General features: G+C 61.0%; 20 protein-coding genes. 3 read left to right on the top strand and 17 right to left on the bottom strand.

Features of this window, described 5'->3' with window-relative positions:
- Positions 1-71: 71 nt before the first annotated feature.
- The 10 genes from RA302_RS30155 to RA302_RS30200 form a co-directional block, all read right to left on the bottom strand.
- Positions 72-641 (bottom strand): hypothetical protein, encoded by a 570-nt coding sequence (locus tag RA302_RS30155; RefSeq protein WP_064113442.1) that lies wholly within the window; start codon positions 639-641, stop codon positions 72-74.
- The gene (locus tag RA302_RS30160; RefSeq protein ID WP_075835897.1) at positions 638-2,998 is read right to left on the bottom strand and encodes a peptidoglycan DD-metalloendopeptidase family protein; all 2,361 of its coding nucleotides are present in this window, start codon (positions 2,996-2,998) and stop codon (positions 638-640) included. Before RA302_RS30160 ends, RA302_RS30155 begins: the two co-directional genes overlap by 4 nt.
- 378 nt (positions 2,999-3,376) lie before the next feature.
- Positions 3,377-4,015 (bottom strand): hypothetical protein, encoded by a 639-nt coding sequence (locus RA302_RS30165; protein WP_047269211.1) that lies wholly within the window; start codon positions 4,013-4,015, stop codon positions 3,377-3,379.
- Positions 4,012-4,338 (bottom strand): hypothetical protein, encoded by a 327-nt coding sequence (locus RA302_RS30170; protein WP_125053000.1) that lies wholly within the window; start codon positions 4,336-4,338, stop codon positions 4,012-4,014. The genes RA302_RS30165 and RA302_RS30170 overlap by 4 nt, the downstream gene beginning before the upstream one ends.
- A gap of 107 nt (positions 4,339-4,445) precedes the next feature.
- Entirely contained in the window at positions 4,446-5,009 is a 564-nt protein-coding gene (locus RA302_RS30175; RefSeq protein ID WP_064113441.1) for a hypothetical protein, read from the bottom strand.
- A 12-nt stretch (positions 5,010-5,021) separates the two neighbouring features.
- Positions 5,022-8,015 carry a hypothetical protein gene (locus RA302_RS30180; protein WP_064113440.1) on the bottom strand — a complete coding sequence of 998 codons (2,994 nt, stop codon included), beginning with the start codon at positions 8,013-8,015 and terminating at the stop codon, positions 5,022-5,024.
- Between the two features lie 28 nt (positions 8,016-8,043).
- Positions 8,044-11,085: an ATP-binding protein gene (locus tag RA302_RS30185; RefSeq protein ID WP_064113439.1), complete on the bottom strand. Its 3,042-nt coding sequence runs from the start codon at positions 11,083-11,085 to the stop codon at positions 8,044-8,046.
- A complete protein-coding gene (locus RA302_RS30190; protein ID WP_157127678.1) occupies positions 11,082-11,645 on the bottom strand; it encodes a hypothetical protein in 564 nt (187 codons plus the stop codon). Before RA302_RS30190 ends, RA302_RS30185 begins: the two co-directional genes overlap by 4 nt.
- A gap of 42 nt (positions 11,646-11,687) precedes the next feature.
- Positions 11,688-12,005, bottom strand: a complete 318-nt coding sequence (locus tag RA302_RS30195) for a hypothetical protein (RefSeq protein WP_064113437.1) — start codon at positions 12,003-12,005, stop codon at positions 11,688-11,690.
- Positions 12,006-12,058: 53 nt separating this feature from the next.
- The gene (locus RA302_RS30200) at positions 12,059-13,711 is read right to left on the bottom strand and encodes a conjugal transfer protein (RefSeq protein WP_197494262.1); all 1,653 of its coding nucleotides are present in this window, start codon (positions 13,709-13,711) and stop codon (positions 12,059-12,061) included.
- Positions 13,712-13,961: 250 nt separating this feature from the next.
- Here RA302_RS30200 and RA302_RS30205 point away from each other — a divergent pair, with 250 nt between their 5' ends.
- Positions 13,962-14,327, top strand: coding sequence for a hypothetical protein (locus RA302_RS30205; protein WP_064113435.1), 366 nt, complete (start codon positions 13,962-13,964; stop codon positions 14,325-14,327).
- Between the two features lie 145 nt (positions 14,328-14,472).
- On the opposite strand, the gene RA302_RS30210 is transcribed toward RA302_RS30205, so the two are convergent.
- Both RA302_RS30210 and RA302_RS30215 read right to left on the bottom strand, forming a co-directional pair.
- The gene (locus RA302_RS30210) at positions 14,473-16,188 is read right to left on the bottom strand and encodes a TraM recognition domain-containing protein (RefSeq protein WP_075835904.1); all 1,716 of its coding nucleotides are present in this window, start codon (positions 16,186-16,188) and stop codon (positions 14,473-14,475) included.
- A 184-nt stretch (positions 16,189-16,372) separates the two neighbouring features.
- Complete coding sequence (locus RA302_RS30215; protein ID WP_156519331.1) at positions 16,373-16,951, bottom strand: hypothetical protein; 579 nt, start codon at positions 16,949-16,951, stop codon at positions 16,373-16,375.
- Between the two features lie 268 nt (positions 16,952-17,219).
- Here RA302_RS30215 and RA302_RS30220 point away from each other — a divergent pair, with 268 nt between their 5' ends.
- Positions 17,220-17,768: a hypothetical protein gene (locus RA302_RS30220; protein ID WP_047269201.1), complete on the top strand. Its 549-nt coding sequence runs from the start codon at positions 17,220-17,222 to the stop codon at positions 17,766-17,768.
- A gap of 322 nt (positions 17,769-18,090) precedes the next feature.
- Positions 18,091-19,923: a hypothetical protein gene (locus tag RA302_RS30225; RefSeq protein ID WP_075835906.1), complete on the top strand. Its 1,833-nt coding sequence runs from the start codon at positions 18,091-18,093 to the stop codon at positions 19,921-19,923.
- Between the two features lie 294 nt (positions 19,924-20,217).
- Here RA302_RS30225 and istB read toward each other — a convergent pair whose 3' ends face one another.
- The 5 genes from istB to RA302_RS30250 form a co-directional block, all read right to left on the bottom strand.
- A complete protein-coding gene (gene istB, locus RA302_RS30230) occupies positions 20,218-21,009 on the bottom strand; it encodes an IS21-like element IS1415 family helper ATPase IstB (RefSeq protein WP_003944771.1) in 792 nt (263 codons plus the stop codon).
- A complete protein-coding gene (gene istA / locus RA302_RS30235; RefSeq protein ID WP_030538069.1) occupies positions 21,009-22,550 on the bottom strand; it encodes an IS21-like element IS1415 family transposase in 1,542 nt (513 codons plus the stop codon). Before istA ends, istB begins: the two co-directional genes overlap by 1 nt.
- A gap of 528 nt (positions 22,551-23,078) precedes the next feature.
- Positions 23,079-23,999, bottom strand: coding sequence for a hypothetical protein (locus tag RA302_RS30240; RefSeq protein WP_075835581.1), 921 nt, complete (start codon positions 23,997-23,999; stop codon positions 23,079-23,081).
- A complete protein-coding gene (locus RA302_RS30245) occupies positions 23,996-24,862 on the bottom strand; it encodes a hypothetical protein (protein ID WP_058228340.1) in 867 nt (288 codons plus the stop codon). Before RA302_RS30245 ends, RA302_RS30240 begins: the two co-directional genes overlap by 4 nt.
- Positions 24,863-25,091: 229 nt before the next feature.
- Positions 25,092-26,066: a hypothetical protein gene (locus tag RA302_RS30250; RefSeq protein WP_075835583.1), complete on the bottom strand. Its 975-nt coding sequence runs from the start codon at positions 26,064-26,066 to the stop codon at positions 25,092-25,094.

Consider the following 26,066-nt stretch of genomic DNA (forward strand, 5'->3'; position numbering starts at 1 on the left):
CGGGGCGAGCTGACATCCATCACGGTATGAAAGGCTCAATCCCAGTGCGGCACGGCTTGTTCGCCGATCCGTCACCGCTGCAAGGTCTGCGCCACTCTCCAACCATCGGGAGTGTTTTCCAGCGAAACGACCAGATAGATCGGTGCCAGTTTCTGCGTGCTGTATTGAGTACGTGTGGTCTGTTGCACCGTCACATATCGCAACGCGAAAGTGTCGTCCGGGGGCCTCTGCTGAGGTATGACCTGCGCTTGCGCCGATACGAGAGTATTGCTGTCCGCCCAACGATCCCAGGTGCGGCCAGGGCCCGTCGGTGGGTCGTAATTGTATGCGCCGGCGGCCATCTTCTCGTTGAGCAGTGGGGCAGCGCGGAGCATGGCGGCATTCTGGTTGAGATCCACCCGAGGCAGATACGTGTACATGGCCGCGATCGCGGCCTCCGCGACGGCATCAGGATCGTGAACGTCGATCATCGTGATGTCGATAGGCGACAGCGACCGGGGCAACTCCTCTGTGGGTGTGGCAGCCACGGTTGTTGTTGTGGTCTCATCTGGATCTGAAGTGCTCCCGTTGCTGCATCCCCCGAGAATCGGAAACATCAGAATCAGCGCTGCTGCCGAAGCGACGCGTAGTCGGTTTCTCATCCGTACCTCCGAATGTTTTCTGCTTTCGACAGGTCGAAGTTGTTGATGGACACGCTCTGTCCGAAGGTGGGTGCCTCGATGACTTTGCCGTCACCGACCCAGATCGCGACGTGGCCGGTTCCGTTGGAAAACACAGCGTCGCCAGGCTGAATGTCCTTGACGTCGATTGTCTTTCCTTGTGACAGCTGCGCCCAGGTGTTTCCCGTTGCCGTCGCTTTGCCGTTCGATGCCCGTGCGGTGGCGAACTCGACGAGTCCGGAGCAGTCGAACCCTGGCGTGCCCGGGTTCTCGGGATGTGAAATACCCATTGTCGGACCATTCGGGTCGCCACCACCCCACACATAGGGCTTTCCCATCTGGGTCATGGCGGCTTCAACGACGCCGCGGCCGAATTGGGAACCACCAGTGAAGTTGACCAACTGCACTTCGGAAGTTGGGGCAGTACCAGCTTGCGAGTACTTCTCGTACTTGGCGCGCACGCTTGGTACATACGCCTGGGTCTGCCCGTAGGGGGGCACTCCCCCGTATTGCATAACTGCGCCCTCACCCGCGTTGTATCCAGCGGCTGCCAAGTCGAGCAGGTCACCGCGGATCTCACCGCTGGCGATCTTCGGTTTCAAGAGGTCCGCGATGTAGCACAGGTAGTGCCCCGCAGAGAGAATCGAGTCGTACGCGTTGAATGGGTCCGGCGCATTGGGGGCTTCTTTCTTACCGTTCCGATCCAGGCCTGAGTCTTTCCCCATTGACGTCCATGTGTCCGGCATGAACTGGGTCATGCCCTGAGCGCCACCGGAATTGACGCCGTCCCCACCGCTGGTGACCAGCGGATTCCATCCGGATTCCTGCTCGATGATCGCCGCGATGAAGGCTGGCGGTATATCAGCACAGATCGATCCGGCTTCGGTGATGATCTGGACGTACTCGGGTGGCACCAGACCAGGTGCCAACCCCATGTTGACGACACCTGACGCACAATTTGGGTTCGTTGTGGCCGAGGTAAGCCGGGAAGTCGCTCCGGACTGTGCGTCAGCGCTGGTCCACAGGGCAGCAACGGTGTCGACAGCGGCCTGTTCCCACGACACGAACTGATCACGCAGACTTGCCCGTTCGGGCATGACACCGATGATCACGTCAGCGATCGGTTGAGTTGCCCAATCCGGATGGGCTTCGCCGTAAGTCTTCAACTTCCCGAAGAACTGCTTGGCCGCGTACTTCGGATTGATCAGATTGTCGATTTTCGAATCGCCAAGCGGGCGTTCGGCAAAAACGCCGACCGGTTCGTTGCCGTCGCGAGGTTGCGATATGAGATTCGTGGATTGGCCACTGAGCGCTGTGGCGATAACCGCGGCACGGCCGGCGGGGTCCAATCCTGATTCGCGTGCCGACGAGATCAGCGCGGCTACGTTGGCCTGTTGTTCGGTGTTGAGTGTTTGTTCCTGTTGTGCGCCGCCGTCCAAGGGGTACGGCCGCATCGCGGCGAGATCAGCTTCCGAAGCTTTCGAATCGGGGGCCCCGGTTGACGGCTGGGATTCGGACGGGGGTGGGGCGTTTGGTTGCGCGCTGGCGCCGTCCTGGAACTTCTTCAACCACGGCATCGGGTCGACACCTTGTCCGGCCATCCACCCACCCGGGTACATACCCAAGTGGAGGTGAGCGCCTGTGCTCCACCCTGCGCTGCCGACGTCCCCGATGTGCTGCCCTGCGGTGACATGATCGCCTGGTTTGACGAAAACATGCCCGTCGTACATGTGCCCATAGAGCGAGTCGACGATCTGACCACCGACGTTGTGGCGGATCACGATCCAGTTTCCGTACCCGCTCGCAGGTCCGGCCTCGCGGACCTCGCCATCACCGACCGAGTAGATCGGGGCACCCTCGATACCCGGTGCTGCCAGATCGGCTCCGTCGTGACTGTTTGTGCCGACCCCGATTTCGCGATATCCGAACGGACTCGAGACGACCATGTTCTTTTCGTCGAGTGGCAACCCGAGGACACCGGCCGCTCCCCCGGGCCCGCCTTGGGTGACCCGAGGAACTGAGAAATCGGTGCATGACCCGTTCTGCGCTGTGCCAGCGGCACCCATCGCTGCGGTGGTACCGCTCAGCAGTCCGAGGAACGACATGGAGACGATGAAGGTCAGAATCATCCACATCGAAATCAGCGCGACGGCGCCTCCACCGAACAGAACCAGTCGCTGCGTCTTCTTCTGTCGTTCCGCTTTGCTGTCCGTCGGTTTCGGGATGATCCGATACAGGAACGAGGCAGTGCCGCCTGTCGATGCTGCGAGGGCGGTCTCCACTGAGCGGTTGACCGCTTTGCCTGCAGTGTCTTTCGCTTTGCCAGCGGCGGCCTTCATCGACCCGGCGGGTCCATTGGGCTGTTCACGTTCTCCCTGACGGCCACGTCGCGGAGTGCTACCGCCGCGGCCAGCGGGTGTGGCAGTGTTTCCTCGTTGACCGGCGGGCCCGATCGGTGGTGATCCTGCAGATCCTGGTCGCCGGGCGCTGTTCGACGGTGACGGTGTTGCCGCGTTAGGTGGTGGCGGTGTTCTGCCGGCGGCTCGCTTCTGTGCCCCTGGTGCTGCACGGTCCCCGGTGGTGTTCCCCCCGACTCCGCGCGGGTTGCCTCCGGTTCCACCTGTTCTACGGCCGGCCGCACCTGCCGCCTTTTTTCCTCCGATTTTCCGTGCTCCGCCGGAGGACGGGATCTTCCGGATTCCTCCGTTGTCCGCCACTTACCTGCCCTCGCCAACAGTGGCAGCGGCCGGCGGAGAATCGGACCGGATCTCGACGGCACCTGTCACTTTCGGTTTTCCTGAACGCGACAGGTCCATGTGCACGTCGTAGGTGAGGATCTGTTCCTCTCTTTGGTCAACGCGCTGATCCATCCCGAGAATCAAGCGGCTGATCGTCACCCTTGTGACCGCAGACTTTCCATCCGGACTGATCGAGGTGCTGTCGACGCGCTCGACTCGAGAATCGAACGCCTTACGCTTCTCATTCCATGTCCAGGACCACATCTGGTTCACCGACGTCTGCATCTGTCCCAGAAATTCTGGCGATGCTGTTTCTTGCCAGCGTGCGAACCAGTCATCAGCAGGTTCGAAGTCCCAGGGAACGAACGTGGTCCACCCGACGATGAAACGTTGCGCAGTCGCTTCCGCCGCTTCGACGGAGTTCCCACGGATAGCTGTCGGTGGTGCGTACGGCGGCTCATACTCGTGCGGCGCCGATGGCTCAGCGCTTGTGGTGAAGCCAGGAATTGTTGCGGTGGTCGATGCGGACGACTCCGGGTGGTCCGCAGCTTGGCCGCCGCACGCTGTAAGGAACGCGCCCATGCACGCAATCGCGGCCGCGCGTCTGACGCTACTCATTGGCGTCCCCGTCGTCGGGTGACGCTGAATGCCCCGCGAACGCCACCTGCTGTCAGAGTCAGGACCAGCCATCCAGCTGCTGCCAATGCGACGATGTAGCTCGCGTGCTGCGCGATATCGGAGGAGAATGTCCACGCGGGTGCAATGCCAGCGATCAACGCCAACACGACTACGCGTGTAGGGCGACTTCTCCAAAATGTTTGCGCAGCAACCACGATGCCGCCAGGCGCAGCGGACAGCCAAGTCGCGATCGTCGCTGTAAGCAACTGACCGTACTGACCCCACGTCAGTGTTTTCTCTGGGCTCTTCGGCCTATCGTTCATTCGTACGCACCTCCGATAGCCCTCATTCTGGCGGTCGCGGTTCCGGTGACCTCCCTGCATGCCCGCCACCGCGCGATGGGACCGCTGTGGCAGCGGTTTTCATCCATCTACAAAGCGCCGCCCAGGAGCGCGGCGAGCACGACGACAATCACGACCAGGCCTATGACCATCGGTAACCACCGACTGCTGGGCACGCCGGCTATCGGGGGGAGATTCTGAACGAGTCCACGCAGGTTCATGGGATCGGATGCCCGGGCGTACTTGCTGCGAGTGTCGTCGTTCTCCTCGTCCTCTTCGGTCTGATGTTCTGCGTCCAAGGGCTCAGGTGCGTCCTGCCCGGCGACAGCGAGAACAAAGCCAGGCGGAAGGTCTGCCTCGATAGCGGCGCGTTGCGCCTGCAATACCTCTCGGGCTTGATCCGAGAGCTCCACGAGGGCAGCAGGATCGAGCGCGAGCACGACACGGCTGAGGGCGGTGCCGTCGTCGAAAGTCACCTGCAGTTCAGCCTCACGCGGATCGCTCTCGTCGTAGAAGATGCCGAAGTTCGTTCCGGCTACGGTCAACCCCTCTCGCCGGGTCTGCAGTGCAGCCATACGGGCATGCAGTTCGGTATCTGCGGGTATCGCGCCGTTACCGGGTAGCCGTGAGTCATCAGGGTTGTATTCGTTCATCGCTGCCTACTCTCAGTCGTTCCGGTTTCGAGCGCCGAGCATTGCTTCCCGGTATCCGGCCATGGCCTGCTCATGTGCTTGTCTGGTTTGTGCGCTTCGGACTGCTCTCGCACGAGCCCTGGACCCGGCACCTGCCAGGTTTCCGTCGCTCTGCTGAAGCCATCGATCTCTGGTCGCCGATGGGATTTGTCCGCCGTAGGTTCGCAGTGCCACACCACGGCCCGCATCGACGATGCGTCCGCCGGCTGTTCGCACGCCGCCCACGACTTGTCCGCCCAGCTGCTCGGCACCCGCGACGAGCGGGTTGTTTCGGACTGCAGCACCAGTGGCGGCCGCAGCGCGTCCAGCGCCACGTTTGACGCCTTGGACGACAGGCCGTGACAAGAATTCCGCTGCCTGCGCGGCCGCAGCAGCCTTCCCACCGCCGGGCTTCGTAGCGCTCCCCGACTGGCCTGAGCCTGACGGAGACGTTTTACCGGGGCCGGAAGCATTCGGCCTCGACGGGGACGGTCGATTGGGGCGACGCTGTGCGCGAGCAGGGCTCGCAGTCTCGTCTGTCTCGCCCTCCGCTTGCTTTCCACGTCCCGAACCGCCGCGTCGGCGAGCGGCCGCGGACATCACCGCTGCGGTGCTCAACGCTCCGAGAGCCGCACCTTGGACAGTCGAGGCAGCACCGACTTGTGCAGCACCTTCTGGCCGGGCCGCGGCTTCGATCTTCTTCATCGCAACCCACATGCACACCAGAACGGCGACGCTCCACAGCAGCTTGAAACCTGTAGCGACGCTAGAGGTGAACATGATTCCGAGCATGAACACCATCAACGTGCACAGAACGGAATAGACGGTGGCCATCAGCAGTGCGTAGACGATGTCGTCTATCCAGTTCTTCATCATTTTCGACTTGCCCGGGAACGCCGCCCACACGAGTCTCATCGGCCCGAGGATGAACGCCACCAGCAACATCACGTGCCACCAGAGGGCAATCAAGGACATCGCTGCGATTCCGATGGAAGCGATCACGGTCCCGAAGAGAGCCGAGATGGCTTTCGCGACGTGCGGCATAGTGCCGCTGCCGGAGAACGCTGACAACGCCGCAGCCGCCTCGTCTGGGGTGAGATTCGACTTCCCAACGGGATCGTTGCCGTCAGACCCCGATATCTTGTTCAGGCTCGCGGCTACGGCGTAGGTCGGATCGCAACTGCTGAGGGCTTCGAAGCTGTCATCGCCGTCAAGGCAATCGGCCCGGGCCCGGTCGATCGACGGGCCGCCGGTCTGGGCCAGCAGATAGGACCGCATGTCGTTGCAGCCGCGGTAGTTGTTGTAGCAGGGCAACCCGTCTTCGTCGCCGCTGCGGCTGATGGCCCCTTCACGGGCGATGGGATTGCCGAAGCGGTTCGGCTCGGCAGGGGGAGTGATCGGTTCCTCGCCGGCCTTGCCGAATTGTCCTACGGCCCACGGCTGGTAAACCAATGTTTCTGCGAGAACGCAGGAGGTGAATCGGTGACCAGGGTCGGTTGCTTGCGCGCCCGGAAGTGCTTGCGGTGCCTGGCACATCAGACCCTGTGCCTGCTGGTCCAATGTCCCGAACACGGTGTTGGCGATTGCGCTGCTGAGCGTTCCTCCGATGTGGTCTCCGAGAGAGGCGATCATGTAGAAGCCGTTGCCGTCCGGTTTGGCCCAGGAAGCTACCGCAACACCGCCGTACATGACCCCCGCGACCATCGCCACCATTGCTGTCAGGCCCGCGTCTTGGATCCCCTGGCGCACCCCGCCTGCACTCGCTGCCCGTACTGCCATGGAAATGGCGGCGATGAGAATCATCACGCCCGCCATAGGGATGAAAAAGTAGTTGTATAGATTAGAGACAACGGGTGAAACATTCTGGTACACACCCTGAATCGGGTTCTTCGCCTGCGCATATTCTTTCAAGGCGATAGTCGCCTGCAGGATGTACACGTTCCCCTGCATGATCAGATTCCCGACCATCGTGGAGATCCAGGGCATCATCGCGCACGATTCTTCGCCTTCGGCGTTCAACTGCCAGTTGACCCACTTGACGCCTCGAAGCCCAGAGATCTCGTAGAGCGTGTACGAATCCATCGAATGATCGGTGGCCGTTGCAGCACGGGTGAATTGCGTTGCGTCCTTGGCGAAGTCTGGAACCTCCCGATTCCGGTTCTCGACCTTGCCGAGGTTGCGGTTCGACAAGAACCCTTCTGGACCCGTCCCGATGCCTTGCCCGCCGAGGTCAGGGCGCGTGATCGAGCACACCACGTCAGACATAGCGCCGGATGCGGCGCCACCGATTTTGTCCGAGACCCAACTGATCGGGCTGGCTTCAGCTGGAATCGGATTCGCAACAGCGATGGATCCGAAAAGAACGACCGAGATCAAGCCGTACGCCGTCGCACGGGCCATCCGAGTGACCCACCGGCGGCCCCCTGTGCGCTGTGGCCTTACCCGGGTGCCCTTCCTGTCGCGCCAGAGAACGATCGCGAGAGCTCCGAATGTGCCGACCAGAAAGCCAATTCCAGAAACTGTCGTGCTCGGCCACACCACAGACAGAGGGAAGGTCGCCATCAAGGTGCCGTGCGCTACTGCGACGGTCCATCCGCGGTGCACACCCGGGGAGTGCAACACATACGTAACGGCGAGAACCGCCAGCAAGCTGATCGGGTAAAGGACGAGGAAATCGGTATGCACCATCGCGTACACCGGGCCCACTGCCGCAGCCAGCGACCCGATCAACCCGATCCATGTCAGGGTCGACAACAAAGCGCCGGTCGCCTGGGGTAACCGCCTGGCGCCGTACCAGATTCCTACAGCGCTGCCGCCGACGATGGCGAACGCGACCAATCCTCGTATGCCTGCGATCGAGAGCAGTCCAGCCACGGTGAACAGCGTCGCCAACGCGCCGACCACCCATTTTTCCAGTATTCGGCCGTATCGCGCGAAAAATGGATAGACCGCTGCCGGTGCCTGTGCCACCGTACTCAACGTCACCATGGGTGATCCTGTCGCTCGTCGATCATGATTAGTTGCTCAGGAGTTCAGCGAAATCGTCGAACTCATAGCTGTGGTGGTCGTCGACGTCGGCGACGGCGATCGCCTTTGTACTGACACCGCTCCGGACGTGGTCGCGGGCAAGCGGGTTGATGGACCAGTCCATCGCGTCCGCCGAGATCGGAGTCGACTGCGCGTGGGCTGAGATAGTCGCGTTCGTCTCGGATGCGTTCGCGATTTCGACGAGCATCTGGTCGACCTGAACGACGCTCACCCGATTGTCGACGTCACGCATCACACACACGCCGTTACCCAGGTCGCCGCCCTTGGTGAAGGGCAGCAACCTTTTAGCCAGGGCGTCCCACTCCCCCTCGTTTGAATCCGAACGCTCTCGCAACAGCGCCAACGCCGACTTGGCCTCCGCGGTGCCCTTCTGCATGAACACGAACACTGTTGAAAACTGATTTTGATCAGTCTCTGCGGCGTCGGTCATCGCCTGCTCGATCATCTGAATGTCTTTGGCCTGCTGGGAGATGAACACGACGACAAAGTTCAGTGACCGGCCCTGGCGCAGAGCCCTCGAGATCAGTTCGCGTCCAGCCTGAATCGACGTCACGATGTATGCCTCGTCGATAAACAGAGCCCGAGGTCGACGCCCCCGCCGCTTGGAATGCGGACTGACCGATTCCGTTACGTCACCGAAGAAATTGTTGATCCGGTGCAAGGCTGTGAAAATGGCTGCTGCAGCCTCACGTTCAGTATCGCTCCACTCCGCAGCAGGCTTTTTCGGGTCGGGCGGTGTGAACCGGAAAAGTGTGATGACAGTGCGACGTTTCTTGATGCTTCGGAAGCCAACAGACCTGTCTGCCTGGCCGAACAGCAGACGCGAGTAGGGATTTACGGAGGCACCTTCCAGCCGCGACTTCAACCCTTGGAGGCGTGACAACTCGTGTTTCGCCGGCAGCCGTGACGACCAGTCCGTATTGCCTTCGCCAGCGGCCTCGGAAAGGGTCTCAATTTCTTCGTATAGCGACGCCGACAGTTCCGTCAAGGTCGGAATGTAGCTCTCTCCGCTGCTCTCAGCACTGCGGTAGTGCTCCTTCATCGCATAGAAGCCCTGCTCCAAGCGATCCCGATCCGAACGGTCAGGAATCAGCAACTCGAGCTGCGCACGGGCCAGCGCTTCACCGTCCTCGTAGGTGTCGGTCAAGGCCCACGCGCACAGCATTCCTCGCGGGCCGCCGAAGAGGTCGACAATGTCAGTTTCGTCCCAGAACTCTCGGTTGATCGGCTGAAACTTCGACTCAGGAGTGCCGAGAGTGCCGGCGCGGGCGTGGTTGGCGAAGTCGGGGTCGAGAACTTGCGGACCGAACGAGATGTAGTAGCAGAATCTTTCGATGTCATTCTTCGGGTCGGCGGCCACCACCTGAGTGCCTGACTCTGACATCCAGAAGAACAACATCAGCGCGAGGGCAGATTTGCCGCCACCGGATGCGCCGATGATGCCGATTCCCGCTCCGTTGTTACGTGCGACCTGCACGTGGGGATCGAAGTGCACGACTGCGCCGTTCTCCATGCAGTACCCGATGGCGACGCCGCGCCACCCAAGTACCTGACCGTTGCGGCTCACTTCCACTGCGTCCCCGACGCTTGGTGACGAGTCGAGCCTGGCCAGTGCAAGCGCTTCGAGGTTCGTCCACCGGGTACCGAGGTCGTATCCGAGCGTGTCGTCGCAAAGGTTGACCTTGCCGACGTAGGTCGGATCAGGGTCACCCGGGATCTGCTCGCGCAGAAGCGCATGCTGGATGTTGAGCGGGACGTGCAGGGTGAAGTCGGTGAATGCTGCTTGCACGTCCTGGACGGCTTTGGTGAGTTCCTTTCGGGAGGGGCACGAGATGGTCAGTCGTAATTGCCCGATCATCGCGGGTGTGGGTTCGATGTCTAGTTCGCGTTCGAGGTCCAAGGCGTCGCCAAGCACCTCGGAGAATTTGGCGTCGTCGATTTTGCCTGCGCCACCGCGGTCTGTCGCTTCATCTTTGATGAGTCCGATACGACGTTTCGCAAGCTTCTTCCAGGCCTCTGATGTCATGAGCTTGTAGCGCCAGCTCACCTCGACCTGAAATGGCATCGCACGCAGCGCACGTCCCCATGCGCGGTGATAGTGGAACGGCAGGACGGAGTCGCCATCGGCGATGACTAGGGTCGTCGTGTAACTCTTCCGAGGCTCGTCCGTTTCAGGGAAGGGCTCTGTGATTTCAACGCAGTCCGTCAGATTGTGCGCGTCGAAATCGACGATCTGATCGAAATATCCTGCACGCCAAGGTCGTGTGGACTGATAGTCGCGATCAGTCGGTGGTTGAAAATGTCCGTAGAGGGGTTTACGAGTGAGCCAAACCAGATCAGCTCGCGTGACCAATTCGGCACCGGACGCAGACAGCCGTCCCAACAACGTGTCGACAGCGTCACGAAATGGGTCAAGATCACTTGACCGGAAGTGCTCTTCGGCGACGTGGTCTGCCTTCCCAAGGATCAGCGTCATCGGATCAGACATGCTCGGGCCTGAGAAAGTTCCCAGCCGAATCATCAGGACCCGCCGTGGTTCTGGTGTGGTCTCGGAGATGTGGGGGGCCACTTTTTTGGTCGTCAACGTCTGAAACATTTTCGACGGATCCCACATCGCTCGATCGAGTTCGTCTTCCCAACGGGAGGTGTCGACGGGCTGATAGCGGACCAATTCGTGGCAGATCAGTGATGCGTCGCGGCCTTGTTCAGCTTCGACCCACATGAGGAGTTGCTTGTAGAAATCGGTGGATCGGTCGAATGCGAATTCCTGCTGAGTGCCTGAGGTGAAGTCGTCACTGTTTCCAGGGAGAATCACCCCTGTCCACATGCCGTCACCGATCAGGAACAAGCCGTCCTCTGCGTAACGCACACCGAGACGCTGGCGATCGGTACCCCGTTTGGGGGCCTTCGACTTTTTGCCGCCCTTGTTGGTGAGCCATCGATTCGCGACCCAATAGCTGAGGCCTGCGAGGCAGACTCCGACCAACGCCATGATGATGAGGATCTTCATGGTCGCGTCTCCTGACCGTAGTTTGTTGAACTTGATGTTTCGAGTAATTGATCGAAGGTGACTCGCGCTTTCCGCTTCGGGAAGAAATCGCCGGTACCAACGGGTTTCGGGTCATAGACCGGCCGTTGCAGGGGTGTGTCGAGATTGACCCGCGCCCATTCAGGACGCCAGATGACCGCGGTCCACTCCAACTTTCCGGGGTTCTTATTCGATGTGCCGCCTGAAATCAGGTCGGGATTCTTGAAGATCCTCGCCCAAGACAGCCGAACGAACTGGAAAGGCGATTCGTGGCTACTCCCCCACTTCCATTGGGACAATACATAAGTCGCGGCGAAGACGACCAACGCTCCGACAACAACAGTGAGAAATGTCTTTCCGATAGCGAATCCGATCGGCAGCAAAATGACGCCTGCCACCGCTGCCGCCGACACCGACACCGCTGCAAGCTGCCCGTCGACACCGCCGATCGACGCAAGGGAAATATCTTTACCTAACTGCCACATGCGGTTTCGGTGATTCATCACATGTGTGCGGTCAAGCGCCTCCCGCCCTTCGGGCATATTCGTCCTCCGCTGCCGTTGTCGTCCGGTTTGATTTCTATGTCACTCGACTTGGCTGTTGCCTGCTCCGCCGCCACCGTTTCCGGGCACCGACTCACCGGCCTCGACCATGTATCCGATGAACAGGGGTCCACCGCCTAGGACCAGGCCTGCGGCGAGCACGCCAAGCAGCTTCTGAATGCTCGATCGCCACCCGCCTTCTTTCGCGGATGCCACGGCGATCATGATTGCGATGACGATCATCATCAGCACGAGCAGGGCGCCACCGATGACCTTCAACATGGTCGATAGATTTCCGATGGAATCGGTGATTCCGCTGGCTCCCTCAGCCACGACCAGGACGGTGCTGTGTGTTCTCATGGAACTTCCTTTCTCCTCTGCCGGCGTCTACCGGAAGTGTTTGTACGACCGGCCTATTCGCCGTCGTTGGATCCTCGGGTCGAGGCAGCGCCGGGCACGAGATCGGTCGCCGATCCCAGGCCGGATCCACTACTCGCTGCGCCCTCACGGTCGACAAGACCCGCGCGAATGTCGGTGACTAGCCACTTGCCCGAGTTTCGGACGACGTCGACGCGGTATCCACTGGCCTGCATCGACTCAGATGCCGGAACATTCCATGTGACTCGAACCTCGGCGACTGCGATGTCCCCGTCTTGGTAGACGATCGCTTGATTCGACGCGGTGTTGGTGGCGCGCGGTGATCTCACCGTCACCTTCTCGATCTGCGGCTTCGTCACGACACCACCCAGACCGGTTCGTGCTCGCGGCCCGGCCGTATCTGCGAGGACGAGATTGAGCTGGCCGGCGTTCGAGGCGCCCCATGCGGAGAAGAACGGAGCCAACAAAGAGTCCTTCACCTGGCCTGCGAGTTGCATATCCTCGGTCAGCTTCGCCTTCGCCGGTGGTGGGTTTTCCAGGCGCATCGGGGCGGACACCCCGACGTCGCCGACTATCCGTAAGTCGTTGCCGGTCTTGCCGGATTTCACCCAGACTGGAACGGACATGGTTTGGTATTGGCCATCCGCCATTGAAACGATGAATCCCAGGTAGGCGGCCTCACCGGTGGCGAATTCCGTGATAGGAGTTACGGTCCCGTCCCACGCGATCATGGTGGGTTCTTGCTGCAGGCCACCTGATGTCCAGCCACATCCGGGTGCGGTTCCCGGCGTTGACATCGCTTTTAGGAGTTGTTCTCGCTTTTTCACAGCTTCGACGTCGCCGTGGGTCAAGCACACTGTGAGGTATTGCTGTGCAAATGCTGTCGCCGCGTTGGTGGGGAAGGTGGTGAGTCGATATGCGGCAGCATCGGAGGGCGAGATTGCGCCTTCGGCCGGCACCGCCGAACGCCCGACGGTGACACCGATGATCAAACCGACAACCGCAACGAACGCGAGGGCTGAGCTGCTGAGCGCCAGCGCTTTCCGGCCGCGGTATCGACTTCCGAGGACACCGGACTTGCCGACTTTGGCGATGTCGAAGTCGACGAGCTGAACTCCGTGTTGGTCGTACAGATCAGGTATTTCGTCTGTTTTCGCTTTGCTTCGAGGTAGCAGCGAGGAGCCCCTACCGAACCAGCGCTTCTTCGTGGGGGCCTTGTCGGTGTTCTCTCCGGTGGCAGCGCTGTCCACAGCGGTGTCGGCATCCGGGTCAGTGACCCGACGGCCAAGGTCGTCGACGAAGATTCGTTTGCCGGCCGAGTCCTGCAGCTCGTTTCCTGCCTCGTCGGACGCTACGAACACTCCGTCGCGGTGATTGAGCATCCACTTGTAGACACGCTCGTCACCGTCGTAGTCCCAGTTCGGGTTTGGTGCGATTGCAGATTCGAGCACGGGTGCCACAACGCTGGCGTGGTCCTTCTCCATACTCGGCCGGTGCATCTCATCCTGCGAAACTGGTTCAGGGCTTCTCCCGAGCAGCTGGTCGACACTGGCCCGAATGGAATCTCGTGCGGGGTTGTACATGCCGTAGATACGACGCACCGGGATCCGCTTGTCGTCGCGTGCGGGATTGAACCCGTCTGGCAGAACAACCGCGAGCCGGCCATCCAGTTCGGCGTCTTGCGACACACTCGCCCCTTCCGTCATGATGAGGCATCACTGCAGGTAAAGGCATGAATTTAGGCCCTCTGTCTGTGATGCAACTCCGATGCTGGAAACGATAGAGGACGGTGTTCCGGTCATCGCCGGATTTTGTAACTGCCATCCCTCATGCAGAGGGGGCGGCTGCGGGTAACACGCGATTCCGAATTCCTTGACCTGCGGTTCTTGCCTGCACGAGGCAGGCTGCCTCGCTTGAGGTGATGCGGCGTGGCTTCTCTTGGCGCTCGTTCTCGGCATCACGCTCGTATCCTTCAACCGCGCGGATTTCGTTCCGACGAACCCGGCGGCCGCGCGGGCTGCAGCAAGCGCATACGACGCGATCAACCCAGGGAGTGAACTTCCGCATGCGATCACGGCAAACGAGGACTGCGCCAACTACCCGGACTACCCGTGCTTCAATCCTGTGAGTTTTGCACTGACAAACGTCATTCCGGCATCGAACTCGAACTTGCGACCTGATTGGACAACGAGCTCACAGGCGTCAGTCCTCGTGACCTGGCGGTTTCCGGTCCTACGGATTTCCTCCTGGATATTCACCGCGATCCTTGTCGCTGGAGTGACCGGATTGCTTCGGAAGACGTGAGGCTGAGCGGGCAACGCCTCATGGAAGACGGCGATCCTCGCAACTGCTGGTGCGCAAGACTTTCCGGCGGAGGGATCGTGAATGGTATGAGATCAGTAGGGCCCAGCGTCGAAGGCCCGGGCCCTACTCGGCAAAGAACGCGAGGTCAGCGATCTCGCGGGTCAGATGCGATCAGGGCATCCCATCCAGCGGGGTCGGGCGCGGGTGGCACATCTTCGTAGACGTCAACGGTGGCGCCGGCATCGTAAGGGTCGGCGTAGAGATCTTCCGGTGGCGGCTCACTAACAGCGGAAACGTCCGCCGTGAACGATGTCGGTCCGGCCTTCGGTGTTACATCCACCTTCGCATCGGAATTGTCGACGATCTGATAGAGAAGCGAATCCGGCTTTGCCAGTTCGGCGTTGAGCCCTGCGCCAAGTTCGCGGGCAGCGTCACGCATCTGTTGGATCACTTCGGGATCAGCGTCGAATGGGTTGTAGCCATGGGCTGCTTCCAGGACTGTCACCATCTCCAGCACCTCGTACCAGTTGTTCGGGCCTTCCGGCGCGGTGGTGTGCACGGACTGCAGTTTCGGATCTTTGGTCACGAACAGCATTTCCCGCTGGTCTCGGTCCAAGGCTTGTGCGGTGCCGACCGGGATGCGATTCTCCTGTTGCTCGGCGCCACGCACCTTCTTCGATTCCGATGCCCCAGTGAACAAACGAAAGCGATTGTTCGACACTGATGTCTCGTTCGTTGCGTACTGCTTGGTGACGGACCCTGAGAAGTCGGATACCTCCTCGTCGTCGTCGCGACTTCCGATCTGCAGTACAAACAGGTTGGCGATCAGCCCCAACAGTCGTTGCAACCACACTCCCTTCCCATCATCGATCGTGCGGATGTCCGACAGGGACTGGGTGGATACGACAACACGAATGCCGACGTCGGCGCTCTTGTTGATCAGGTTGATCAGGGCCTCCGCTGATGCTTGATTCGCTGCTGAGCCGAGTTCTTCGATCTGTACGACGAACGGTGGCCACGGGGTGCTGTCGGCACCGCCAAGAGGTACACCGAGGAATGCGGCTACCGCAGCCTGCCGACCTCGTAGGGTCGCCACCGCATTCTGCAGATCCAGCAGGATCATCGTTCCCATCATGGCGGCGAAATCCGGATAGATCTGCGCGGGCAAACTGAAAACTACGATTTCACCGCGCAGAATCGCACGAATCAGGTCGATTTGACCGGCAGGCGCTCGACCGGTGCCGAAGGTTCCGGGATAGAACGCCGAGGAATTGACGTAAGTGGAGGCCAGTTCGCGAGTGGAAGAGACGGCTTTCGCGACAATGCTGCCTGATTTCTTCAACTCCGCGCTGACCGCCTGCACCCGTCCGCGAAGCGAGTCGATCCGAACCTCCGCATCACGTACGGACAGGTGCGGGTAGTACTTGAGCACTGTGCCGATGCTGAGTGCTTGTGCTTGCCGCTCCAACTCCCCGTCGGTCGCCGTCGACAGCATCTTCGTCAGCACTTCCAGCGAAGAGATGCGGGTCTTGCCGTCTTGGCCAACAGTCCTGTCGAAACCAGTCAATGCTGCTATGTTCCAGGCTAATTCGCTGACCTCCTGCGCTGACCTTAGGTAGGCGGCGGCGTCACCGTCTCGCGGTACGGATTTGAGAAACATCTCGGCTTTGGACTTCCCATTGCCCCGCGCCAATCCGTCATAGCGTGCGGGGACTGGCGGCGCATAGGGATGCAGTTGCGGGTACTCGCCGCTGCCATTGGGCGGAAGCAGGGAGAAATGGAGGAACGATCGGCCCTCTTGCTGTGCGAGCCGGGCCTTCTCCTTTACGACCGCGTCGTCGCCTTTGTAGTCGATCGTCACCGAACCACCGCCAAAAGTCCGAACTTGCTGGTCGCTGATCGACGACGCCAGTCGGGTCTTACCCGTGCGGGATCCGCCGACGATGAGCGTGGCGTTCTTAAAACTATTGAGGGGGCGAAGTACTGGCTGCCCGTACCGTCCGAGGCCAACTGCGACAACCGGCCCTAAGCGAGATTTCCACATATCAGCCCCTCAGGTAGTGCCCGGAGGCAACTTTGTTTCGTTCGATGTCACGGCGCCGACGATCGAGGATCCCCACGGGCCGCATGTTGGAGTGCTCCGCGCCTTCGATTCGGCCTCTTAGTGCGCGTGGGCGGCTACGGAACAGCACGATCAAGACGGCGGCGAGCGCGAAACCTACTGGCACGCCGAACCACAACTGGGTCCAGATGACGTGCAGGATGCTCATGTCAGCATTTGCCCGCGACCAACCGAGTAGGCCTGAACTGTCTGGCGGTAGATTTGCGGCCGGCGTATGGAGCCAGATCCGGGTGGTGAAGGACGTCGACCAGTACAACCAGGTAGTCAGGGAGAAGCCAGCGGCGGCGATGCCGATGATGGCGGTCACCGCCGCCCATATCGTCCACATCTTGACTCGGACACGCCGGATCTCGAATGCCAAGACTGCGAACACGATTGCCACGACAACGCCGGGAACCGCGGCGAGAGCTGCGAGGGCCAGCACCGCTGCAATCAACCGTGCCTGTGCGTTCGAACTCGACCCCGATTCCCGATCGCTGTCCGCGCCAATCGTTTTACCCATGAATTTGCGAACCTCCCGAATGCGGTGTGTCTCCGATTTCGCGATCATTCCACGAGGGGTTCCGGTGCCTGGCGGATTCGCATCGCTGCTGGTCCGCCTGTGTTGAGGGGCCGGGCAATTCGTGCCGCACTCTCACGAACCATTTTCAGATAATGGTGTGTCGCTGCAGCCCGCAGCGGAAATCAACCCATAGCCTTATCCGAAAGGTGTCGGCAGTGATGTAAAGTCACCGACATCGGAGATGAAACCACCATCTGAGAGGCGTGCCATGCCTGCAAATTGCAGCGCGGCCGGTAGCCGCGGACGACCGTCCAAGGGCGACCGGCAGTTTATTGCCACCCGCGTCCGCGCGGATGTCGATTCGTCGATCCGATCCATCGCCGACAACACCAAGACCCCGTTCGGTGACGTCGTGGGCACCATGCTGCTCATCGGCACCCGACACATCGACCAGTTCGACGAAGTCTTCAGGGAACTGCTACCGCTGACACGCACCACTGTCGACGGCCAGGTGCAGTTCGACCCGAGCGCCCATGACGCCATCACCAGCATCACAGGCCGCGCTCCGACCCCCGTCGAAACCCGCGCCCGAGAAATCCGCTCCGCGCTCTCCCCTCACGGGAAGATCCCGATGATGCTCGTGTTCTCGACGCTCCTGACCATCGGCGTACGCAACTGCGAGGGCGATGCCTTCACCGGTGCGCTCGCCGACATGTACGAACTCGCACTCGACCCGAAGCTCGCACGCAAGATGCTGAGTGAGAGTTCGATTCCCCGCCGTCTCGAAGAGCAGGGGGTATTGGCGCTGGCTATCTAGTCTCTGCGCCGATGACGGCGCCCCAATAACTCAATATTAGGGCACCACAGAATCAAGCATCTCAGGGGCGAAAACACACCCTGACATGCACGAAACCCCGCTCTTGCAGGAACGGGGTTTCGAGTATTCGAGTTAGGTCGGCCGAGTTGGAGCTCGGTGATCCGACATGGTGTCCCTCCCACCAGAAGGGACTCACTTGCTACGTGATGTCCAGGGTACAAGCACGCCCCGGTGTGCGTCCACTTCCCTGCCCAATTCGGGCGGGTCGGTCACACCTACCGACCCCGACAACTGCACATTCGCTACCACCGTTTTCGACACGGTGCGCCGCTGGTCGCCGCGCCTCACCATCCGCGTCGACACCGCCGGCGAACACACCTACGCCCCCACCCGGATGCCTTCCCAGGCACCGGAGGTGCCGTGGGCTCTCTACCTCGCAGACTCGCGCGGCCGCTTCCGGCTGCTGTGCCTCGACTTCGACGACAGGCAAGGTAACCAGCCCGGCGCTGCACGCAGAGCCGCCGAACAAGTCAGTCGTCGACTACACCAACTCGACACCCCACACCTACTCTGCGCCTCCGGCGGCCGCCACAGTCGGCACCTGTGGATCCGACTCTCCGAGACCGTCACTGCCACTCAAGTTCGTTCACTCGCAGCGGCGTTCACGCAGAAGTACAAAGACACCTTCGACGCCTCCGGCCTCCTCAACCCCACATCCGGTTGTGCGCGCGCACCTGGATCACCCCACCGCTACGGCGCGCCATCACAGCCACTGAGAACCGCCGGCCGAAACGCCGCCGCCGCACTTGCGTGGGCCGACACCGGCGCTGACCCCAGCGTCGTCGACAACCTCACCGCATGGGCGGGCGGCACCATGCCAGCTTCCACGCGCACCGACCGCCATCGCGATTCCGTCACACTGACGAAACGGCTGCGGACAATCGACTGCACCCGCGGAATGATCCCCGGCACCACACGACCACTCCCCGAACACATTCGGGCTCTCGCGAACACCGCCCCAACCGCATCCGCCGACACGTCCCGAATCTCGTGGTCCATCATGTTGTCTGCCGCGCACGCACACTGGTCCCTCGACGACATCACCGCCGCGGCGCTCACCGACCAACTCCCCGGACTCGAACACCTCCGCACTGAACCTGGCGGCGCCGGATATGGCGGCCGCAGAACACGGAAGACCCCCCACGCTCACATCGCACACCAGTGGGAGCGCGCCCTGAACGCGGTAGCAGCCGCACCAGCTACTCCCAAGGCCGACGTCCTCAGTCATGCACGCAAACACGTCCGTGCCGCGCTGGCGGCCGCCGAGAACACGCCATTCTTCCGTGGATCTGCACAAGGCTTCCGCCGGTGGGCAGCACTCGCAGTGATCGCAGACCTCATGTACCGAGCTGACAGCACGGACGACTTCGAGCTCGACGTACGCCGCTGGGCAATCGCGGCCGCCACTACCAAAACTATCCTCGCCGCCACGGTCTGGGAGCTCATAGATGCCGGCTGGCTCGTAAGAACCCGCCCACATTCAGGCCCGAAGGCCGCCGCGTACCGGTTAGTCATACCTGCAGTCCAGAAGGTCGGACACAAGGTTACCCACCCCCTGCCCCCCGCTCCGGAACACGCTCTCGAGCGGTCCCGGGCATACCTCAATCACTTGGGTCGTGATGTCTGGCAACACCACAAGCTCGGACCTGTAGCCGCGATGGTCCACTGGACCCTGAGCGTTGCCCCGGAATTGTCTCGGGCTCGGCTCCGACATACGACGGGCGTTTCGATCGACGTGTTTGAGGGAGTTCTGACCGCGCTGACGGCGAATCGTCTGATCCATCGCGGGCAGGCGGTGAACCGCGAGCGCGTGTATGCAGGTGTCGCAGGCTATCTGGGTGTCTCAGGGATGCTCGAACGTAGACAGACCAGGTACCGCCGCGAGTCGAAAGTCTGGGCGTGGTGGTGCAGTGAGATCGAATGGCGCGCAGCACCAGCGACGGCGAAACCGTCCTCTCCGGTGCGAGATCTGTACGGGCGCTTCCCGACCTATAGCGGCGGGCACTGCGATTGGTCAGCCGCAATGCGCCGAGTCGCGGCTGTAGAAACACAATGCGCGAAGGCCTCGACACACACAACTACGAGCACACCGTAAGACCCACCAGCGGATGAGTGCCGCAAGTCCGAACGTGAGTTCATACTGTTGGGCAGACACCGAGAAATCGAAAGGAGAGACAAGATGGCATCAACGATCACAACCGCGAACGGATCGAAGATTTACGGCCCAGGAAAACTGTCGGAAGAGCGGCTGCAACACGAACTAGCCTTGCGCCGGTGTCAATGGCCACGAAGTTCTCCCCGTAGGCGGCCAGTAGTTCTCCCCGCTGGTGGCCACGGGTTCTCCCCGGTGGCGGCCAGTTGTTTTTCCCCACCCGCTTTCTGATTTGGGTTAGCTGAAGGGCTTCACCCCCTTGCCGGTGGTGGCTTCGGTGAGGCGGAAGGAGTCGCCGTCGGTGACGACGACGTGCGCATGGTGCAGGAGCCGGTCAACGGTGGCGGTGGCCAATGTTTTGGGCATGATCTCGTCGAAGCCGGAGGGGTGCAGGTTGCTCGAGACGGCAATCGCTCGGCGTTCGTAGGCAGCGTCGACGAGGCGATAGAATCCTTCGGCGGCGTCTTCAGAGACCGGGAGCAGACCGATGTCGTCGACGATGATCAGGTCGGAGCGGATGATCCTCGTCAGGGCTCGGGCGATGGAGTCGTCGGCACGGTGCCGGCGGACCAGGGCACCGAGGTCTTCGATGGTGAACCAAGACACCGCCAGCCCAGCTTCGACTGCGGCCTGCCCGAGTGCCTCGGTGAAGTGAGACTTGCCAGTTCCCGAAGGCCCACAGACGCAGAAACATTCACGCCGCCCGACCCACTCCAGGGTGCGGAGCGCGTCCTGGGTGGCGCGGGGAATCGACGATTTCGTTTCGTCCCAGTCGCCGAAGGTCTTGCCGGTAGGGAAACCCGCGCGTTTGCGGCGAGTGTGCAGGTTCGCCCGGTCCCGGCCGGCGGCTTCCTCAGCGAGGAGAACCCGCACGACTTCGGCGGGGTCCCAGCGTTGGGCTTTCGCGGTCGGGATGATATCGCTCAAGGACCTGCGGATATGGGGCAGTTTCAGGCGTTTAGTCAGGTCGATCGCCTCGGCCAACGGGTCGCCGTTAGCGCTGGTAACAGTGCGCAAAGGGGTGCTCATCAGGCGTCATCGCTTTCATCGTCAGTAGTGGCTGGGCTGGCCGGCGCTGGTGTCTGGCCGAAGGTGGACCAGGCGGCGGTGCCCGGTTGCAGAGTGTGGTTCTCGCTGCGACGGACCGGATCAGCGTGTTCGTGGGTGACTTGGTAGTCGAGGATCGAGATCAGGTCCCGATCGGCGAACCGGCCGGTCATCGCCGCCGTCCCCAACGCTCTGTCGACTGCGTCCGGGGAGTGCAGCTTCGAAAGGTCCACGGCCTCGGCCATCTTCGCCCTGATGCGGCGCGCTCCCGCGGCGGCAGCCTCGACCAGCCAGCTGTTGGCACCCTGGCCCAACTGTAGGAAGGCGAGCTCGGCGGCGGTACGAGGCTTGGGCACCCGGTCGGCGGCGTCGCGGTCTGGGCGGGGTGGGTAGTGGTCGTTGTCGAGGACCGGTGAACCGGGTTGGCCGCGGCGGTGCCGCGCGACTTCGACTGCACCGCCATCATTGTCGACGGCGGTCACGATCAGCTCCTCACCATGGAAGCGGGCCCAGACCCGAGTGTCGATCAACGTGTGCGGCACCGAATACCGCACCCCTTCCACCGAGATCGTCGACTCCCAGTTCACCCGCCGGGTAGTGCCGAACACCGCGGTGAACGGAGATTTCGGCAGCGGATGCAGCCGCTGCAACTCTTCGGCCAGCCGCTCGACCGGCCGCCGCCGAGTAGAGCTGTGGACGCGGGTGTTGACGTCGGTGCAGAACTGCCGGCAAGCCGACTCGAGCTCACCGAAAGAGTGATACTGCTCGCGCAGGTTCACCTCCTTCGGCAACAGGTCGGCTTTGGCGATCCGCACCGTCGCCTCACTTCCTCCCTTCGACTCCGGATCAGCAGGTAAACACGTCCGCAGCGTCGTGCCGTAATGCCGTGCCACCTCCACGATCTCCGGATTGCGGACCGCGATCCCGGCCACGTGATCGATCGTCGCGGTCTTCTCGTTGTCGGTGAGGACATAGACCGGAACCCCGCCCAAGCGGCGGAATGTCGCATCCAAACACGCCGCCACCGTCGGCAATGTCTTGTCCCAGATCGGGATCACCACCCGAAATCGCGACCACGCCAACCATGCGCAGAACAACGTCGTCTTCCGGCCGGAAATCGTTGGCCCGTCACCGAAGTCGTACTGTAACCACAGCCCAGGTTCGGTTACCCACGGCCGATACACTCGCCGCCGACCAGCCCGAAACTGGGCCTTCGCCTCCGCGACCGTCCGGCGCGTGGTCCGCTCACCGCCGGTGAACCCCAGCGCGACGATCCGTTCGTGGATGACATCCGCGCGGACCTTGCCCTGCGAGCGGACCACCAACTCCTCGATCTTCGGCAGAAAGTCGTCGATCGCCCGCGCTCGATGCCGCCGGCGGTCCGGCGGCTGCCCCGCAGCGCGCATCTGCACATACCGGGCCACCGTGTGGTGATCACACCCAGCCAGCTCCGCCGCCGCCCGATAACTACCCGTGAGGTCGTACGCCTCCAAAATTTCCATGATCTCCCTGCTCGATTTCATCCACCCAGCGTTGCCGGGACCGAATCTGACTCACAGCAGGTGGGGAACTATCTGGCCGTACGCGGGGAGAAACCATGGCCACAAAATGCGCCATAAATGGCCGCCAGTGGGGAGCTTACGATGGCCGTCGACACGCCGGCGAGCCAACCGCATCCCTGGCCGCCGCGGCTCAGACGGTAAAGGTGCACGTCGACAGCAGCGCCACACTGCTGCCGCCGACTGGGCCTGACACGTCGTTTTCAACGACGACTGTTCTCGCTCCTGAGGAGAAAATGATGCCACGACTGGCATACACCGCAGCCGGCACATTGGCAGCGTGCAGCAGTCCCCTACCCCATCACTGAGATCGGCGCGTCCACGACGCTGTCCGCAGCGCCGGAAACAAGCCAGTTCGCCCCGCCCCGATCTTCGACGACGAAGGCCGCACCGTATCCGTCGCACTGAAACCCGGTAGCAGTTCCAACGCGATTTGCACCGGATGGAATCCGCTGCAAATCGCCGCCCCTGTTGAGGATCGGAGCTAGAGGTTCACCCGAAATGTGGGGGCCTGTTGAACGTGTCTCGAAGAGTTGGGTATTGGCGTGACGGCTGCGGACGTTCTTTGCGGTTCGTCCTGGACATGTATTGCTCGAGGGTGGCAGCCCGTTGTGCAGCGGTGTTTTCATCGGCAGTGACTATTGGTGCGATGTCGGCCAACCTGTCACGGGCGGATACCAGGTCTGTAAATCGAGACGTGTACGTCAAAATACGCACACTCGCTTCGATCGGCGACGCCGGATCTAAATGATGACCATTGTCTTCGTACAAGCGTGCCTCGTCAGCTCCGGACAGTGCCCATGACAGCGTGTCTACCTCGGCGGAGGACAAAGCGAGGGCGGGATCACGCAGAATTTCATCGGCTAACAGATGGATCTGTTGGATCCGGAAGGTCCACTCATCGGTTGAGGCGAAGAGCACCAGCCGTATGAACTCTCGGAACTCCGGGCTGTCAGTGTCGAGAATGGTTGCAAATCTGGTGTGAAAGTCGTCAAGGGCGTGGGAATCCGATACGAAATCAGCGCTATTTTTGCGTTCCTCAGTCAGTCGATAGGAGTGGGATTGAAATGCTTTCGCGAGCCTTGCGCCACGGCCCATAGGGAGCGACAGTAGGACTCGGGTGACGTCTGAGTACCCTTCGGTGAAATATCCCGCCATCTGGCCGCGGAGCAGGAGATCGAGTTTTTCGAACAAGAACAGTATCGCTGTCATGCTTGCAGCCTGCCCAGGGAAATCCGCCCAAAACTCAGCCTCATCGATGTTCCAGGCTGTCGTCAGGCCTATCACGTAGCGGTCTCGTTCGGGGCCGTAAGAGGGAGGAAGGGCGTCGATTTCTGGACGAACCAACGTATCTATGAAGGATGTGAGCCGTGCTTGCAGGATCTCTTCGGATATGTCCGGGCGCGTGCTCATGATTCCTCCGTGGTGCCAGTCTCGATGAAAATCCACGGCATTTCAAAGGCTTTGGAACTTTTTGGTGCTAGTTCGGCGGCGCGCGGTTTACAGACCGTAGTGTGGGAGGTCTCATCGATGGATTCGTCAACAAAATCCGTGTCGTATCGATCGGTGATGACTACGTTGTCCGGATTAGCCCACACGATCCGAGCTTTCAGCGCCTCACACCCAGGCTCCTTCACGTACATTTCTGTTCGTCGCCGAGTCCTTTCCAAGACCTCGGAACCGGGTTGAAGATCGCTGAACGCCGGTGCTCGTCGGAGAAATACCTCGATAGCGCTCCACACTGAGGACGCAGCCTTCATTGCTCCAAGAGCACCGGATGCCTGAAATCCCGCACTGGCAGGGCTGAACATTCGAGTCTGTGCACTCAAAATGGGAGGTCTCTTTTCAGCGGGAGAGCCGTCCTCTCTCCATTTCTGCGCGGCGTCTGCCAGTGCCTGGCGAACTATCAGTCCGCCCAACGAGTGCGCGACCAGAAACAGCTCCTCGTACTCGGTCGTGATGTCCGTCCGAAGGGCGCCAGCGCTGGTGGTGAGCGCTGCGGCGTTGGGTTTCGGAAAGAAGTCACCAATCGATCTCCGGATCCGGTCCGCTACACCTTTTGGGTTCTCTTTCCGAGACTTATAGCCAATGAACAGCATGTCGGCTTCGAGCCACCATTCTCGCTCGCCCGAGTCAGGGAAATTTTTCCAAGTCCCGATGGCGTTACCACCGAAACCGTGCACGAACACAATTAGTCGTTTGACTTTCCCAGAGTGACTGGATGCGTAGAACGTCCAGCCTTTGTACTTTTCCAGAGCGACCACTGAGTGATGCATTCGTTGATCTTTCCTTATCCGCAGAGTCGATGTAGCTCAGACGTCGGCTCCAAACCCACGTCTTCGATCACTGCGCATGTGTCACAGGTAGTCCGAGATTCGGCTGTCCTCGCGTCAATCGGCGGCAGAATTCGAGGTAGTTGCGTGTCTGCATCCAGCGGTTGAAGGTGAACTCTGGATACGCGTGTTTTTGATTCCACGATCTGGTTGCCGCAGTCGTGTGAGCCGGTTACGTGGCTTTGTCGAGCGATTGGACGATGATGGAGCGTGCTGCGAGTTCGTCTTCGAGATCTATTCGGAGGGACTCGTCGAGACCGTTATCTGCTACAACCCAGTTGTGGTACACGGCTGTCCACAGGAATTTGAATCGGACATGGCTGTTGGCGTTCGTTTCTAGACCTTTGGTCACCATGGCCTTGTGGGCGGGGATGACCTCGTCACGCCACATCGCGTACTCGGCCCCATCGGGGCATGTGAGGTAGTTCAAAAACACAAACGAGTAGGTGTCATATCCAGCTGTGAACTGCGTGTGTCCAAGGGTTTGGTACAGCGAGGAATCTTTGTGGTTTTTGTAGAAACTGGCATCCAGTTCATATGCCTGCACCATCCATTCGGGGAGCTGAATGGCAGGAACCACGGTTCCCTTTTCCTCACCCATTACAGCGTCGATGAGGCCGTCGCCGATGATCGTCCAGTCGTCCGCGTAGACAGGGCCAACTCTCACAGCACCGCGGAACAATCGGCTGTGTCCCCACACCAATCGCAGAATATGAATCTGGAGACTGAACACCATGTCCATGAGCCAGTCCAAGGCTTCGTGAGCTTGCTCCGCGGCCTCAGCACCTGCTGGAAGTCTGTGCTCAGCCAATGCAGCAAGTGTCTCGATATGCTTCGGCGGTAGTGGAATCGCGACGGCCACGTTGTCCGTGAACGTGACAGCCATGGGAGGTTGCGGCGTTTCAGGTCCGCCGACTAGGCCTCGATAGAGGTCGAGATCCCCTCGGAATTCGTTGAACTGACGTACCCAGTCCCTGACAAACTCGAGCTTAGTGGAGTCTGATTCTTCTTTCCAAAACGTCTTGGTTGCGAGCGCGTCGATGTAGATGACGATCGACTCAGCCATGATCGGCTGGCCCTGCGCATCATGGTAAGCATCAGCCACTGGCACGGCTTCTTCACTCGCGGCAGCTGTCTGGTCGGTCAT

The sequence above is a fragment of the Rhodococcus sp. DN22 genome, assembly GCF_036669995.1.
Classification (GTDB): Bacteria; Actinomycetota; Actinomycetes; order Mycobacteriales; family Mycobacteriaceae; genus Rhodococcus_F; species Rhodococcus_F erythropolis.